Origin of the sequence: Acinetobacter sp. ANC 3832 (genome assembly GCF_002135415.1) — a bacterium.
Lineage (GTDB): Bacteria > Pseudomonadota > Gammaproteobacteria > Pseudomonadales > Moraxellaceae > Acinetobacter.
In genome coordinates this window covers 251,558-265,931 of sequence record NZ_NEGJ01000004.1, presented here as the reverse complement: position 1 = coordinate 265,931, position 14,374 = coordinate 251,558, and the positions used below count along the sequence as shown (strand labels likewise).

The window sequence follows — 14,374 nt, the reverse complement described above, 5'->3', positions numbered from 1 at the left end:
AAAAAACCACCCGAAGGTGGTTTTTTTTATTCATTTTAAAGATTAAAGCAAACCAGGATTGCCTTGAGCAGGATCTGTTGCACGTGCAGCCTGAGCATCTGCAACAGTCATACCTAAGGCTTGAGCGACACCTTCACCATAAGCAGGATCACACGCATAGCAGTTACGAATATGGCGATGCTTAATAAAATCTAAGGCATCTCCCATTGCTCCAGCAGTATTATTAAATAAAGCTTGTTGCTGTTCAGGCTTCATCAGCTGAAAGAGGGCACGAGGTTGGCTAAAGTAATCGGAATCATCTTTTCTGTAATCCCAAAAATCAGCATCACCTGTGATTTTTAAAGGTGGTTCGCGGTATTCAGGTTGGTCTTGCCATTGATGAAAACTGTTTGGCTCATAATGTGGCAAGCTACCATAGTTGCCATCCATACGACCTTGTCCATCACGACGGTTACTGTTTACAGGGCAACGTGCAGCATTTACAGGGATTTGAACATGGTTTACCCCAACACGGTAACGTGCTGCATCTGCATAGTTAACCAAACGTGCTTGTAGCATACGGTCTGGAGAATAACTAATCCCAGGAACTAAATTGCTTGGTGCAAAAGTTGCTTGTTCCACATCTTGGAAATAATTTTCAGGGTTACGGTTTAGTTCAAAAACACCGACATCTATTAATGGATAGTCGCCATGTGGCCAAACTTTGGTTAAGTCAAATGGATGATAAGGAACTTTTTCTGCATCTGTTTCAGGCATGATTTGAATTTGAAGTTTCCATTTAGGGAAATCATTACGCTCAATGGCATCAAATAAATCAGTTTGTGAACTTTCACGATCTTTAGCAACCAGTGCTTCAGCTTCAGCATCAGTTAAGTTTTTAATGCCTTGTTGCGTACGGAAATGAAACTTCACCCAAAAACGTTCATTATTGGCATTAATCAAGCTATAAGTATGGCTACCAAAACCATGCATATGGCGATAACCATCTGGAATACCACGGTCAGACATCACAATCGTAACTTGGTGGAATGCTTCAGGTAGTAAAGTCCAAAAATCCCAGTTATTGGTTGCACTGCGTTTATTGGTTTTAGGGTCACGTTTTACCGCTTTGTTCAAATCTGGAAATTTACGTGCATCACGTAAGAAAAAAACAGGGGTATTATTACCCACTAAATCCCAGTTTCCTTCTTCTGTATAGAATTTTAATGCAAAGCCACGAATATCACGTTCTGCATCTGCTGCACCACGTTCGCCTGCAACAGTTGAAAAACGTGCAAACATTTCGGTTTGTTTACCAATTTCACTAAAAATTTTTGCTCGGGTATATTGGCTAATGTCATGAGTTACGGTAAATGTACCAAAAGCACCAGAACCTTTGGCATGCATACGACGCTCTGGAATGACTTCACGAACAAAATTTGCAAGCTTTTCATTTAGCCATAAATCTTGTGCAAGTAGAGGACCACGTGCGCCTGCTGTCATACTATTTTGGTTGTCTACAACAGGTGCACCAACATCAGTAGTCAAGTGGGTGACAGGGCAATTTTTTGAGTCTTCACTCATTTTATTTCTCCATTCTATTGAGTCATTTTTAAGTCATATTAAAATTGTGATTAAAACAATTATCTTGCTGAAGAATGTCCTTATTACATGACATTAACCGTAATTAAAAAACCAATATAGTGAACAATTGTTAAATCTATTTGATATAAATATGTTGATCTCGCGTATGCAAAATCAGTCATAATTTTTATCCTATTCGTATCAATATAACGTGTATATCTATTTGCTTTGATGGCTAAAAACATCAAAAAATTAAGATCTTATAAAATAGTAATCGGATTGTTATAATTAGACAAATTGATTTAAATTTTAATATCGATTTGTTTTATCGATGATGCGTTATTAGTCTTATTCTTTAAATTTGAATAATCTGTATTAGAGGGTGAGGTGCCTTTGGAATGTCTTTTTACGTATCGTTCAATGGCTAAAATTGCTCATATGATTTTTAGTATAGTTTTAAATAAAATACGATTAATTTTAGATTTTATGTTGAGATTGATCTTTTTATCTTATGTAAAATTTCTATCATTTGAGAACTCAATAAATACTGATCATTTTGATGTGAAGTAATGATTTAAGATGTAAAAAGACCGCCAGAGAGCGGTTTTTTAGTAGAGTGCAATTAACTGATTTTAATTAATTTATATGGTATATTTTGCATAAGCTGTACTATATTAATTTTAGATAATTTAATTTTTTTGGCTGAGTGTTGAATGAATATTAGAAGAATATTGCCTGCTGTATTTAAAAAAGGTTCTCAAATAACCGCAGCAGCTACCACTCCATTTTTTCAAGCCTTGATTCCTGACCCAACAGGTATTATTTCAAATTCCATAGAGGTATTAATTACTACAACAGGTGAGACAATAGCTGATACTTTAGACAGGAATATGTCACAGCAAGAAGTTATACGTACAAATAAAGCTTATATTTATTTTGTGGAAAAGTTAGAAAGCAATTTAAATCAAGGTCTTCAAATAAGAAATGATGATTTTTTTAGATCTCCTGTGGGATACAGAAAACCTGCAGAGGAGCTGTTTGAAGGGATGCTTATAAAATCTAGAAATCAATATGAAGAAGCAAAAGTTGAATTTTTTTCAAATTTATATGCAAATGGATGCGTAGATACAACTCTCTCTCCACAAATGATTTCATTGTTTATTTTGATTTTAGATAGGTTGAGTTTTAATCACTTAGATGTACTTAATAGATTTGAAATACTCGGACAAGGATCACTATGGCAATCTAACGATGTTTATACCTTACAAAAAGAAAATCCACTTTTACCTACTTGTATAGAAGAACTCAAAAATCTAAATCTAATTGCTCCTGCATTTTGGGGAGATTCTCTTTTAATAATTACTAATTTAGGGAAAAAATTTATTAAATCTATAGAGTTTAAGAATATATTTGAGCTCCCTCATAATGACTGTATTTCTAAGAATAACCCTGCTAGGTCATGATTCTAACCAAAATAGACGGTGTAAAATTCTCCTAAAATCCAACATTTAATATAATAGCGCTTATGCGAAGTATTGTTGTTAGAACCCTATATGCTCATCCATAAAAATGTTGGGTCTATGATGTTTTTTATCAGCAGAACAGCCAAGGTTTAGATAAGAATCGCTCGTCGTTTAAAGGCTTTTGATGTTTTTTCCCGTTCTAGATTAATTTTGAATCATAAAGTATCCAGTTTTTCTAAAATTTAAAACTGCTTAAAGCCTGCAAAATATCCTCTTCCAAAACTATCCATTCATCAAACTTAGGATTCACCAACAAAGTCTGTGACACAAAACCATAGCAAACTCGCTGTATATTTAAACCGATTTGATTGAGCTGTTCATTATCTTGAACAAAAGGCTCAAGAATACTGCGCCACATTTCTACCATCATTAAATAACTTTTTTTATAAATTTCAATACTGGAAATATGTCGTTCCAGTAAAAAAGTCTGCGCCCATAAAAACTGGTTCGCTTGCATTTGCTCAAGTTGAAAACGAATAATTTGCTCAAGATAAGGCTGTAATTCGCTATATGTGGATAACTCACACAGGCTTTGTGCATAAGTTTTCAAGCTTTCGGCATTACTTTTCACATGCTGATGAATGGTTAAAGCAATCAAATCTTCCTTCTTGGAAAAATATTCATAAAAGGTGCCTAAACCGACACCTGCAACATCAGTGATTTCACGAATAGTAATCTCATGTGCAGAACGTTCATGCAAAAGCCGAACAAAACTCTCCATCAGAGCTTCTTGAGTGATTCGAGCCCTTGATTGGCGTGGCTTACGACGAACTTTGATTGCAGGTAAAACCATGAGTTAAAACCGAACATCCTAGAATGAAATTTCTTCTATACTGAATGTAATTGGTTAAAACAACAAGACAGGAATTCAGGATGAATACAGCACAACAATGGCAAACACATGAAATTAATAATCAGTTTGATGAACTGATAAATTACAACCTGTTCGCAACGGATCAGGTATTACAGGAAATATTGGCTCGCTACGGTAGTATAGATCAACAAACACTGACTGAATTTGCTCAGGTGATTGGTTCTGCTGAATATTATGAATATGCAGATCTCGCCAATCGACATACACCTGAGTTGCATAACTTTGATGCACGTGGTCGCCGTAAAGACTTTTTAGAGTTTCATCCTGCATGGCACAAATGGATGGGTTTAAATCGTCAATATGCAGTACATGCTCATCCATTTCATCATCCACAATCGACCTCTAAATGGGTGGATTGGGCAGCCCGTTTCTTTCTAAGCGGTCAGGTTGAATGTGGCAATTTATGTCCAAATTCCATGACCTTGGGCAGTATTCCATTGATTCAGAATGAACCTGAACTCTGGGCAAAAATCAGTGAAAAATTACTCTCAACCGAATACGATGAACGTGATGTGCCCATCAGCCAAAAAAAATCGATATGGCTCGGAATGGGCATGACTGAGAAACAAGGTGGTTCAGATGTGCGTGCCAATGAAACGATAGCGATTCCGATTTCAGAGTCAGGTCGTGGTAAAGAATATTTAATCACAGGGCATAAATGGTTTTTTTCTGCACCAATGTCAGATGCACATCTCGTTGTGGCGAAAACAGAGCAAGACGGTTTAGCATGTTTCTTTGTGCCACGTTGGCTTGAAGATGGAACAAAGAATCACATTCATATTCAACGTCTTAAAGATAAAGTCGGAAACCGTAGTAACTCAAGTTCTGAAGTTGAATTTAAAAATGCGAAAGGCATCATGATTGGAGAGGCAGGGCGAGGCATTCCAACTATTATTGAAATGGCAAACTATACTCGTTTAACCTGCTCAGTCGGTTCAAGTGCCATGCTACGTCAGGCTTTAACGCAATGCATTGCTTATACAAGACAGCGTAAAGCATTTGGTAAAAATTTGGCTGAACAGCCCTTAATGCAAGCCGTATTGGTGGATTTGGCATTGGAAACGGAAGCAGCGATGCAACTGAGTTTCCATTTGGCACATTGTTATGAAAATGATGATGAATTATCGATTGCTTTGAAGCGCATTATGACGCCTGCAGCAAAATTCTGGGTGTGTAAACGCACAGTAGAATTGACAGGTGAAATGATGGAGGTCTTTGGTGGTAATGGTTATGTAGATGCAGGTATTATGGCTCGAATTTTTAAAGAAGCCCCTGTGAATACCATTTGGGAAGGTTCAGGTAATGTGATGTGTTTAGATGTACTTCGTGCCATTCAACGTGATCGTGAATCCATTGAAGTGTTATTTAAATCATTGGCTGAAATTGCAGTACAAAATTCAGTTTTACAGAATGAATTGCAATCTTTGTTTAAACTATTCAGCAGTTTAAGCGCCGATGAAATGCAATTTATGGCACGTAGTTTAGTCAGCCGCTTGGTGATTTTGACACAAGCCATTCTATTGAAACAATATGCACCTGAATTTGTTGCAGATGCATTTATTCAAACCCGTTATAGTGAATTTCATGGACGTGTAGTCGGAATGATTGATTCGAAAGTGGTAGATGTAGAACGGATTTTGGAAAGGGCATTGGCGGTTTAATTGAACTGGTTTTTCTATTTTAATCAATGTAATCATCCCTAAATAGCTTTATGATCATGATATTTAGGGGCAGTTTTAGATAAGAAAGTTTAAATTAAAGCAAATTATGATCGTGTGCTTGAATCGGTGGCGGCGTTGGTTTTCCTAGTGTTCCAAGAAGTTCAATTTCAATCATTCTGACCATAGAATCTAAAGGTAAGTCGTTACTTTGTGTACCGAATGGTTCTTCAATTTCGCTACTGAGCGCATCTAAACCTAAAAAAGTATAAGCTAAAATCCCAACCAATAATGGTGTTGCTAAACCCAATAAAGAACCCAAACTAAAAGGCAACATGAAGCAAAAGAAATATACAGTACGATTCAGTAATACCGAATAAGCAAAGGGTAAAGGGGTTGTTGCAATTCGATCACAACCTGTTTGAACAAGACTCAACTCATTCACATGCTCATTCAATTGGGTGTAAATAATATCTGAAATTTCACCTTCTCTGAGCGCTTGCATCAACTCCCATTGAATTAAACTGAGCGTGTATTGCGGTGCATTATTTTGTTGATAAAGCTGAGTCAAAGCATGTTGACTCATTCCGCTTGTTTCAATTAAAGCATCAGGATTTGCTGTTTGATGTCTGAGACGGTCTCTAAGTACATTTGCAAACACAATAACATGCTGAATAATACGTTCTCGGCGACCTTGTGGGAAAAAACGACAGTCTCGATCAAAATGGCGTGCATTGGCAATCAGCATGCCCCAAAGTTTACGTGCTTCCCACCAGCGGTCATAACATGCCGTATTTTTAAAACCCAGAAAAATTGAAAGTACCACACCAATTAAGGTAAAGCCTACCAACGGTAATTCTGGAAAGCGATATAAATTGGTATATTCAATGCCACCGACAATGGCTGAAATGAGCATGACAAAGCCTAAAGGAGGCAATACTTTCGGTAAAATTGTGCCACGCCATGAGAATAATAGTTTTAGCGTATCGTTTTGTTCACGAACAATCATGTTATTTGGATCAGAATATTTTTAACTTGATGCTACCCGTTCATATTTCTTTGTCAATCTTATTTCGGCATTGTTGTCATGCTTTTGAGCAGACCATGTTCAGTAAAAGAATAACTTTGTTCAGTTGCAATAATAATATGGTCTAAAAGCCTGATTTCGACCAATTCACAGGCTTTTAAAATTTGTTGTGTCAAATCGTAATCTTCTCTAGAAGGCTTAGCAAAACCTTTAGGATGATTGTGTGCAATCACAATATAAGTTGCCTGCTTTTGAATGGCATAACGGAGCACTTGATTGATGGACACATTGCAATAATTGATAGAGCCAAAAAACATTTTTTTAAAATCTAATTTACGTAATTGGCTGTCTAAACATAGGACAGCAAATACTTCCTGAGTTTCACCAATCAATTCATAGCGTAAATAATCTCGAATTAAATCAGAACGACTTAAATCCATCCCTTGATAAAGATGATGCTTTAGGTAGCGTCGCCCGAGTTCTTTCACAGCCATCAGTTGTGAATATTTGGTATCACCAATGCCATGAAATTGGCATAAATCTTCTAGTGATGAATCAAAAACTGGATTTAAGCCCCCAAAATGTTGAATTAACAATCGTGCGAGTTCAACTGCTGAATGTTGCTTTGAGCCTGACCTTAAAAAAATTGCCAACAGTTCAGCATCAGATAGACTTTCAGCCCCTTGTTGTAATAGTCGCTCTCTTGGACGTTCTTGCTCTGGCCACTGTTTAATTGAATTATTCATGATTTATCTCTGTTTTTATTTATTTTACTTTTCACTTTTCCCGAATGAATTTCTTGGGAACGGCTTTATTTAATGATATTGTGAGCGCCACTGCAATAGAAAGGTGGCTTGATCGTGAGTTTCGATCTTAGTGTGATTTCCAATAAAAAGATTATTCTCGCTGTTACAGGCGGTATCGCAGCTTATAAAAGTGCAATTTTAGTCCGTCGACTCAAAGATTTTGGGTTTGATGTGCGTGTGGTTATGACCCAAGGTGCGCAAGCATTTATTACACCACTGACTTTTCAAGCTTTGTCAGGCAATCCTGTGCATACGACATTACTCGATTCTGAAGCTGAAGCAGGCATGGGGCATATCGAATTAGCACGTTGGGCAGATTTGGTTTTGGTTGCGCCAGCCAGTTGTGACACCCTTGCGAAATTTGCAGCGGGTTTAGCCGATGATTTACTCAGTACCTTATATTTAGCCACCAAAGCACCTGTTTGGGTTGCACCTGCAATGAATCAGCAAATGTGGGCAGCCAAAGCAACGCAGCGTAATTTGAATACACTTGTTGAAGATGGTGTACATGTGATTATGCCCGATGCAGGTTCACAGGCATGTGGGGATGTGGGTTTAGGTCGCATGCCTGAACCTGAAGATTTAGCGCAACAAGTCATTGATTACTTCCATCGTGCGCAACGTGCCATTGCCGAAAAATTTGGTATGTTGGCAGGTAAACGTGTGGTTGTGACAGCAGGTCCAACACGTGAAGCAATTGATCCTGTTCGCTATATTTCAAATCATAGTACTGGAAAAATGGGTTTTGCAATTGCAGCAGCATGTTATGCCGCTGGTGCAAAAGTCACGTTATTGGCAGGTCCAGTCAGTTTAGATACTCCCAATGGTGTACGCCGTATAAATGTATCTTCTGCTATTAAAATGCTTGATGAAAGTATGCATCAGCTTGAAGAAGGTTGTGACATCTTTATTGCAACGGCTGCGGTTGCAGATTATCGCGTTGCAGAAGTTGCTGAGCATAAAATTAAGAAAGCAGGCGATGAGTTGCATGTTTCTTTAGTGAAGAATCCTGATATTGTTGCGACTATTGCACAACAAACTAAACGTCCATTTATGGTCGGTTTTGCCGCAGAAACTCGTAATGTAGAAGAATATGCCGCAGGAAAGTTAGTTGCAAAAAAACTTGATATGATTGCTTGTAATGATGTGTCACGTGCAGATATTGGTTTTGCTTCTGATGAAAACGCCATGATCGTGTTTTTTGCAGATCAATACCAATTGGAAAAACGTGATTTAGAAAAAGCATCAAAGCAAGAAATTGCACAACAATTGGTAGAAGCCATTCATGATGCTTTACATCATGAGATTGAACCTGTTTAAAGAAAATTAAAGTGAGTTATTAATAATAATCACGTCATTAAAATGCAACTGAAAAGTTGCATTTTTTGTTTATGCTCTTTAAGTTGAGATTGACATTGCTTAGTAATGTCAATCTTAAAAAAAGCCAGATGCTATTTTTCAACAATATAATATTCCAGCAATATAATATTTCAGTAATACCATTAGATAGGATATCAACATGATTAAAAAGACTTTAAGCACGCTCTGTCTAAGCGCAATAATCACTTTAAGCAGTGGTGTGGTGGGAGCAGCAGACCTTGAACAGAATATGAAAACATTAGGTAAAAACTATAAAGCGTTTAATCAAGCAAACACTCAACAAGAAGCTTTAACGGCTCTAAATAATATGCAAGTGGCAGCAGTGGATGCTAAAACAGCGACACCGCATTCATTGCATGGATTGGCTAAAACCGATGCAAAAGTGCAGGGTTATCAAGCTGAGTTGGATAAATTGATTGCAGGTATTCAGGAAAGTAAGACATTGGTACAAGACAATAAATTAGCTGAAGCAAAAGTTGCAGGAAAAAAACTTGCTGAAATTAAAGATGAAGGGCATCAGCTGTATAAATAAATCTGTTAAAAAGGCGAAAACCGTAACGATGTTTACGGTTTTTTTATTTTGATCGAAGAGACTTCAAATTAAAACTGCACAAGATTCAGATTTTCAATTTGCCTTGCTATTGCTATGGTAAAACCAAGATAAAATCAAGGTATGAATATGCGTTCACAGATTCAATTTGATCGTATTGCAGAAGCAATTGACTATTTACAGAAAAATTTTCAAGAACAACCCAATTTAGATGATGTGGCAAAGTATATTCATTTAAGTCCAACGCATTTTCAAAAAATATTTACAGAATGGGTGGGAACAAGTCCAAAGAAATTTTTGCAATACATCAGTTTAGAGCATGCGAAGGGCATTCTAAAACAAAGTCGCGATAGTACAATCTTTGATGCGACGTTTGAAACAGGACTTTCGAGTACCAGCCGCTTACATGATTTATTTATTCAAATTGAAGGAATGACGCCTGCCGAATATAAAAGTGGCGGTAAAAACTTAGCAATTCATTATGATTTTGCAGAAACTATCTTTGGTAAAGTGATTATTGCATCAACACCGAAAGGAATCTGTTTGATGGCTTTTGTTGAGGATGAAAATGTAGCTTTCCAACAACTCCAAGCTAAGTTTCCCAATGCTGAATATTCGAAGAAAACAGATGAAATGCAGAAGAGTGCTTTAGCTATTTTTGATAAAAACCAATCTGAACATCATGTAAATCCTCTTTCAAAGATCAAACTACATTTAAAAGGCACTGATTTTCAGCTGAAAGTTTGGGAGAGTTTACTCAAAATTCCAATGGGACAGCTCTCAACCTACGGTGAACTTGCCAATGCCATTGGAAATGCTAAAGCTTCTCGTGCAGTTGGAACTGCAATAGGAAGCAATCCTGTGGCTTTTCTGATTCCATGCCATCGCGTCATTCAATCTACAGGGACTTTTGGCGGATACCATTGGGGAACAACCCGTAAAACAGCCATGATTGGTTGGGAAGGTGTTCAAACACAGCGTTCTGAATTATAAATAAACACAGAATTTTATATGCCATCAGCCTATCTGAGGTAGAAAGTGCAGCTATTTGATATCGAAGTTGACCCCAATAAAAATTTACTTCCACAGGATGGAACAGTTCATTACTACGGTAAAATTATGAGTGATGATCAAGCCAATGATTATTTGGAGAGATTGCTCAATCAAATTATTTGGAAAAATGATGAAGCGGTTATTTTCGGAAAAAGGATTAAAACGAAGCGTAAAGTCGCTTGGTATGGAGATCAAGCATTTGAATATACGTATTCTAAAACTTCAAAATATGCGTTGCCTTGGACAGATGAATTACTTGAATTAAAAAAAATGATTGAAGCCCACGCAGGTGAAAGCTTTAATTCGTGTTTACTCAATTTGTATCACACAGGCGATGAGGGAATGGCTTGGCACAGTGATGGTGAAACCGATCTAAAAAAAGATGGAACAATTGGCTCTTTGAGTTTTGGTGCAGTACGAAAATTTGCATTTAAGCATAAGCAGAGTAAAGAAAAAGTTGAACTGTTTCTGGAGCATGGAAGCCTACTTTTGATGAAAGATACAACTCAAACTTATTGGTTACATCGGCTTCCACCCAGTAAAAAAGTACATACAATACGCGTGAATTTGACATTTAGAACCATTGAAAATTTTTAAGTTTATTTATGATTAGGTTGTGCAATTTGCTCCAATGCCTAAATGCAGTATTATATTTTGAAAACTGAATTATCGTTGTTTTTTAGAATTGTTCATGTGAAATCTAAACGATGTTTAAGTGACGTTTAAGACATAAAAAAGACCGTATAAACGATCTTTTTAACAGCCAGCTTATCTAAAAAAGATTAAGCTTGACCTTCAGCAGCAGCTTCAGTAGCACGTTGCATATTTGCTTCAAATTCAGCATCAAAATTGATTGGTGTAAGAAGCAATTGTGGGAAGCTACCTTTAGTTACAAGATCATTCACCGCTTCACGAAGGAAAGGGAATAAAATGTTCGGGCAATAAGCACCCAGAATGTATGGAAGGCGATCTTCTTCAATGCCATCAATCAGGAAAATACCTGCTTGAGTCACATCAACAATGAAAGCTGTTTCATTGTCATTATTCGCTTGAACAACAACTTTTAAAGAAACTTCAAAATGAGTTGGATCAACTTTTTCTGCCGCAGAAGATAAGTTGATGTTTAACTCAGGCTGCCATTCTTTAGTAAAAACACCTGCCCCAGGTACTTCAAAAGAAATATCTTTCGTATAAATACGTTCTAAAGCAAGTTGTGGTTGAGCTTGTTGTTCTTCACTCATTCTTTATTTCCTTAATATGTGTGAGGTGTTCTATATCTATAAAACGTTAAGCCAATAATTGGTCAAGTTTGCCTTCTTTTTCTAAAGCATAAAGCTGGTCAAAACCACCAATAAATTGTTCATTAATAAAGATCTGAGGCACAGTACGATGCTTAGTTTTTTGGGTTAACTCAATACGTACTTCAGGATCTTCTTTATCCAAATTGATTTCAGTATAAGCAACGCCTTTGCGCTCAAGAAGTTGTTTAGCGCGAACGCAATATGGACAGAAAGTGGTTGAATAAACTTTTACTTCAGCTGTCATGATTTTAACTCCTTAAACTTATTTTGCTTTAACCAATGGTAAGCCTTGGGCTTTCCAGTTACTTATACCGCCATCAAGACGATAACTGTCTTTATGACCGACTTGTTGTAAGGCACTGCCTGCAACTTGCCCCATATTACAAATGAATACGAGCGGTCGCTCTGAAGACTTTAACTCTTCAAGGTGACTTGCAATTTGGCTATATGGAATGTTACGGCTGCCGCTAATGTGACCATCACGGAAATCTTTCGCATCACGTAAATCAATCAAAATCGCATTTTTAGCTTTTACTAAAATGCCCAGTGATTGTGGTGAAATTTTACGACCATTACGCTGTCCTTCAAAAATGAAGAACAAAACGATAAATACCCCTAAAGCACCAAATAAAAAGGGATGATTCCCCATAAACTCGAACCAACGTTCCACAAGTCACCTAATTACAAATCAAAACTGCGAAGAGTATAGCCTATATATATGGTGATCAAAATCACTGCTTCAAGGCTACATTTAAAGAAAATTAATTTTTTTGTTGCGCCTCAGTAATTTCAGCGACTAAGCGTAAATAACTGTCTAAACGACGCGATAAAATTTCACCTGATTCAACGGCTTGTTTTAAAGCACATTGTTTCTCATGGGTATGGGTACAATTTCGATACTGACAATGGCCTGTCAAATTGAAAATCTCAGGAAAGCCATTTTCAATTTTATCTAAATTCAAATGCCATAAACCAAATTCCCGAATCCCTGGAGAGTCAATTAAAGCACCATTTTCACCAAAACTAATTAAACGTGTAGATGTAGTGGTGTGCTGACCCAGTGCTGAGTTTTCAGAGATAATATTGGTTTTTTGTGCTGCATCAGGAAGAATGGTATTAATCAGCGAGCTTTTCCCCACACCAGATTGCCCAACAAAGGCAACTGTTTCGCCATCAATCCGTTGGCTCAATTCCGTCAAATCACCATCCGACTGAGTCAATAGAACTTCATAGCCCAGATCACGGTATTCTTGAACCAGTTTTAATAACGTATCATCTTCTTTGAGTAAATCAATTTTGTTTAAAACCAATAATGCAGGAATATCAGCATCTGCACATGCCACCAAATAGCGGTCGATCAACGTTGGTGCAGGGTCTGGCAGTACTGCAAATACAATCACAATTAAGCTGATATTGGCTGCAACAGGTTTAACTTTATGATAACGGTCAGGGCGCGTTAATAAGGACAGGCGTGGCTGAATAGCGGTGATAATGCCCAAGCCCGTATTTGGATCTGCTTGCCATGTCACTCTGTCGCCTGTGACCAATAATTCTAAATTAGTACGGGTATGACAACGCCAAACACTGCCTAGCTCAATCTCTTTCCATGAAGGCTCAGGTTCGCCTTCTTTGGTGATAGGTTTTGCTGGATGTTCATGAGGTACTGAAAGGGCTTGTACTTCGAGTTGTCGTCCATAATGTTGGACCACTAGACCTTCTAAATCATCGGAAGTATCTACATCTTCTTGACGTGTTTTTTGTTGCTTCTGAATGCGGCGTTGTTGCTGTTCAGTTAAACGACGTTTACGAATTAAAGCCATTCATAACCTAAGTAAACCATGATCATTGGAAGGCAAAAATAGCATGATGAGCATAGTATTTACAGCGAAGATGTAAGAAATTTGCTACTATCGTCATTTTTCAGCCTAATAAGATTGCACATTTATGAGCAGCACCCCAGACACCCGCTTGATTTGGATTGACCTAGAAATGACAGGTCTTGATACTGATAACGACCAAATTATTGAAGTTGCTACAATTGTGACGGATGGTAATCTTAATATTCTTGCGGAAGGGCCTGTACTCGCAATACATCAATCAGATATTGTGTTAAATGCAATGGATGAGTGGAATACAAAACAACACGGTCAATCTGGTTTAGTCAGTCGTGTACGCCGTAGTAAATTGACGGCACGTGATGCTGAAGTACAAACCTTAGAATTTTTGAAAAAATGGGTGAATCCTAAAACCTCACCAATGTGTGGAAATTCTATTTGCCAAGATCGTCGATTCTTACACCGTTTGATGCCTGAAATGGAACAATTTTTCCATTATCGTAATTTAGACGTATCTTCAGTGAAAGAGTTAGCAAAACGCTGGCGCCCTGAAATTATGAGTGGCTTGAAAAAGAATGCATCACATTTAGCAATGGATGATATTCGTGATTCAATTGCAGAATTAAAATATTACCGCCAATATTTTTTCATTATGAATCAACCTGATTAATCAAAATGAATTAAAACCTTGGTATTCGAAAAAGAGGCATATATTGCCTCTTTTTTATACGTTTTTAGATTGTAATTTTTAAGTTATACTACAATGGGTAGACACGTTACAAAAAGATGCAAACTGTCCATCAG

Annotated in this window: 15 protein-coding genes; 7 read left to right on the top strand and 8 right to left on the bottom strand. The window is 37.2% G+C overall.

The features are described 5' to 3' along the window. Nucleotides 1–42: 42 nt before the first annotated feature. Nucleotides 43–1,563, bottom strand: a complete 1,521-nt coding sequence (locus tag B9T35_RS07930) for a catalase (RefSeq protein WP_086190579.1) — start codon at nucleotides 1,561–1,563, stop codon at nucleotides 43–45. Nucleotides 1,564–2,276: 713 nt separating this feature from the next. Here B9T35_RS07930 and B9T35_RS07925 point away from each other — a divergent pair. Further along, on the top strand, nucleotides 2,277–3,026 hold the full coding sequence (locus B9T35_RS07925; RefSeq protein ID WP_086190578.1) for a hypothetical protein: 750 nt from the start codon (nucleotides 2,277–2,279) through the stop codon (nucleotides 3,024–3,026). A gap of 235 nt (nucleotides 3,027–3,261) precedes the next feature. On the opposite strand, the gene B9T35_RS07920 is transcribed toward B9T35_RS07925, so the two are convergent. Then, the gene (locus B9T35_RS07920; protein ID WP_086190577.1) at nucleotides 3,262–3,879 is read right to left on the bottom strand and encodes a TetR/AcrR family transcriptional regulator; all 618 of its coding nucleotides are present in this window, start codon (nucleotides 3,877–3,879) and stop codon (nucleotides 3,262–3,264) included. A gap of 80 nt (nucleotides 3,880–3,959) precedes the next feature. Between B9T35_RS07920 and B9T35_RS07915 the strand changes: the two genes are divergently transcribed. After that, nucleotides 3,960–5,621, top strand: coding sequence for an acyl-CoA dehydrogenase family protein (locus B9T35_RS07915; protein WP_086190576.1), 1,662 nt, complete (start codon nucleotides 3,960–3,962; stop codon nucleotides 5,619–5,621). Nucleotides 5,622–5,715: 94 nt separating this feature from the next. Here B9T35_RS07915 and B9T35_RS07910 read toward each other — a convergent pair whose 3' ends face one another. Further along, entirely contained in the window at nucleotides 5,716–6,627 is a 912-nt protein-coding gene (locus tag B9T35_RS07910; RefSeq protein ID WP_086190575.1) for a bestrophin family protein, read from the bottom strand. Between the two features lie 59 nt (nucleotides 6,628–6,686). Further along, nucleotides 6,687–7,391 (bottom strand): RadC family protein, encoded by a 705-nt coding sequence (radC, locus tag B9T35_RS07905; protein ID WP_086190574.1) that lies wholly within the window; start codon nucleotides 7,389–7,391, stop codon nucleotides 6,687–6,689. Between the two features lie 114 nt (nucleotides 7,392–7,505). Between radC and coaBC the strand changes: the two genes are divergently transcribed. The 4 genes from coaBC to B9T35_RS07885 all read left to right on the top strand — a co-directional run bounded on the left by coaBC (nucleotide 7,506) and on the right by B9T35_RS07885 (nucleotide 11,031). Beyond that, nucleotides 7,506–8,771: a bifunctional phosphopantothenoylcysteine decarboxylase/phosphopantothenate--cysteine ligase CoaBC gene (gene coaBC, locus B9T35_RS07900; RefSeq protein WP_086190573.1), complete on the top strand. Its 1,266-nt coding sequence runs from the start codon at nucleotides 7,506–7,508 to the stop codon at nucleotides 8,769–8,771. A gap of 199 nt (nucleotides 8,772–8,970) precedes the next feature. Further along, nucleotides 8,971–9,363 carry a cytochrome b562 gene (locus tag B9T35_RS07895; protein WP_086190572.1) on the top strand — a complete coding sequence of 131 codons (393 nt, stop codon included), beginning with the start codon at nucleotides 8,971–8,973 and terminating at the stop codon, nucleotides 9,361–9,363. 147 nt (nucleotides 9,364–9,510) lie between these two features. Next, nucleotides 9,511–10,374, top strand: coding sequence for a methylated-DNA--[protein]-cysteine S-methyltransferase (locus tag B9T35_RS07890; protein ID WP_086190623.1), 864 nt, complete (start codon nucleotides 9,511–9,513; stop codon nucleotides 10,372–10,374). A 45-nt stretch (nucleotides 10,375–10,419) separates the two neighbouring features. Beyond that, nucleotides 10,420–11,031, top strand: a complete 612-nt coding sequence (locus tag B9T35_RS07885) for an alpha-ketoglutarate-dependent dioxygenase AlkB family protein (protein WP_086190571.1) — start codon at nucleotides 10,420–10,422, stop codon at nucleotides 11,029–11,031. A 185-nt stretch (nucleotides 11,032–11,216) separates the two neighbouring features. On the opposite strand, the gene secB is transcribed toward B9T35_RS07885, so the two are convergent. The 4 genes from secB to rsgA all read right to left on the bottom strand — a co-directional run bounded on the left by secB (nucleotide 11,217) and on the right by rsgA (nucleotide 13,555). Continuing rightward, a complete protein-coding gene (secB, locus tag B9T35_RS07880) occupies nucleotides 11,217–11,675 on the bottom strand; it encodes a protein-export chaperone SecB (RefSeq protein WP_086190570.1) in 459 nt (152 codons plus the stop codon). Nucleotides 11,676–11,721: 46 nt separating this feature from the next. Continuing rightward, nucleotides 11,722–11,979, bottom strand: coding sequence for a glutaredoxin 3 (gene grxC, locus B9T35_RS07875; protein ID WP_086190569.1), 258 nt, complete (start codon nucleotides 11,977–11,979; stop codon nucleotides 11,722–11,724). An 18-nt stretch (nucleotides 11,980–11,997) separates the two neighbouring features. Next, nucleotides 11,998–12,405 carry a rhodanese-like domain-containing protein gene (locus tag B9T35_RS07870; protein WP_086190568.1) on the bottom strand — a complete coding sequence of 136 codons (408 nt, stop codon included), beginning with the start codon at nucleotides 12,403–12,405 and terminating at the stop codon, nucleotides 11,998–12,000. Nucleotides 12,406–12,496: 91 nt separating this feature from the next. Next, a complete protein-coding gene (rsgA, locus tag B9T35_RS07865) occupies nucleotides 12,497–13,555 on the bottom strand; it encodes a small ribosomal subunit biogenesis GTPase RsgA (RefSeq protein WP_086190567.1) in 1,059 nt (352 codons plus the stop codon). Nucleotides 13,556–13,679: 124 nt separating this feature from the next. On the opposite strand from rsgA, the gene orn reads away from it, so the two are divergent. Continuing rightward, nucleotides 13,680–14,240, top strand: coding sequence for an oligoribonuclease (gene orn / locus B9T35_RS07860; RefSeq protein WP_086190566.1), 561 nt, complete (start codon nucleotides 13,680–13,682; stop codon nucleotides 14,238–14,240). Nucleotides 14,241–14,374: the final 134 nt, after the last annotated feature.

What these genes read in the sequence shown, in the direction of transcription:
- orn (WP_086190566.1), top strand. Translation starts at nt 13,680, where the DNA reads ATGAGCAGCACCCCAGACACCCGCTTGATTTGGATTGACCTAGAAATG.
- grxC (WP_086190569.1), bottom strand. Translation starts at nt 11,979, where the DNA reads ATGACAGCTGAAGTAAAAGTTTATTCAACCACTTTCTGTCCATATTGC.
- B9T35_RS07920 (WP_086190577.1), bottom strand. Translation starts at nt 3,879, where the DNA reads ATGGTTTTACCTGCAATCAAAGTTCGTCGTAAGCCACGCCAATCAAGG.
- B9T35_RS07910 (WP_086190575.1), bottom strand. Translation starts at nt 6,627, where the DNA reads ATGATTGTTCGTGAACAAAACGATACGCTAAAACTATTATTCTCATGG.
- secB (WP_086190570.1), bottom strand. Translation starts at nt 11,675, where the DNA reads ATGAGTGAAGAACAACAAGCTCAACCACAACTTGCTTTAGAACGTATT.
- B9T35_RS07930 (WP_086190579.1), bottom strand. Translation starts at nt 1,563, where the DNA reads ATGAGTGAAGACTCAAAAAATTGCCCTGTCACCCACTTGACTACTGAT.
- B9T35_RS07895 (WP_086190572.1), top strand. Translation starts at nt 8,971, where the DNA reads ATGATTAAAAAGACTTTAAGCACGCTCTGTCTAAGCGCAATAATCACT.
- rsgA (WP_086190567.1), bottom strand. Translation starts at nt 13,555, where the DNA reads ATGGCTTTAATTCGTAAACGTCGTTTAACTGAACAGCAACAACGCCGC.
- B9T35_RS07890 (WP_086190623.1), top strand. Translation starts at nt 9,511, where the DNA reads ATGCGTTCACAGATTCAATTTGATCGTATTGCAGAAGCAATTGACTAT.
- B9T35_RS07925 (WP_086190578.1), top strand. Translation starts at nt 2,277, where the DNA reads ATGAATATTAGAAGAATATTGCCTGCTGTATTTAAAAAAGGTTCTCAA.
- B9T35_RS07915 (WP_086190576.1), top strand. Translation starts at nt 3,960, where the DNA reads ATGAATACAGCACAACAATGGCAAACACATGAAATTAATAATCAGTTT.
- radC (WP_086190574.1), bottom strand. Translation starts at nt 7,391, where the DNA reads ATGAATAATTCAATTAAACAGTGGCCAGAGCAAGAACGTCCAAGAGAG.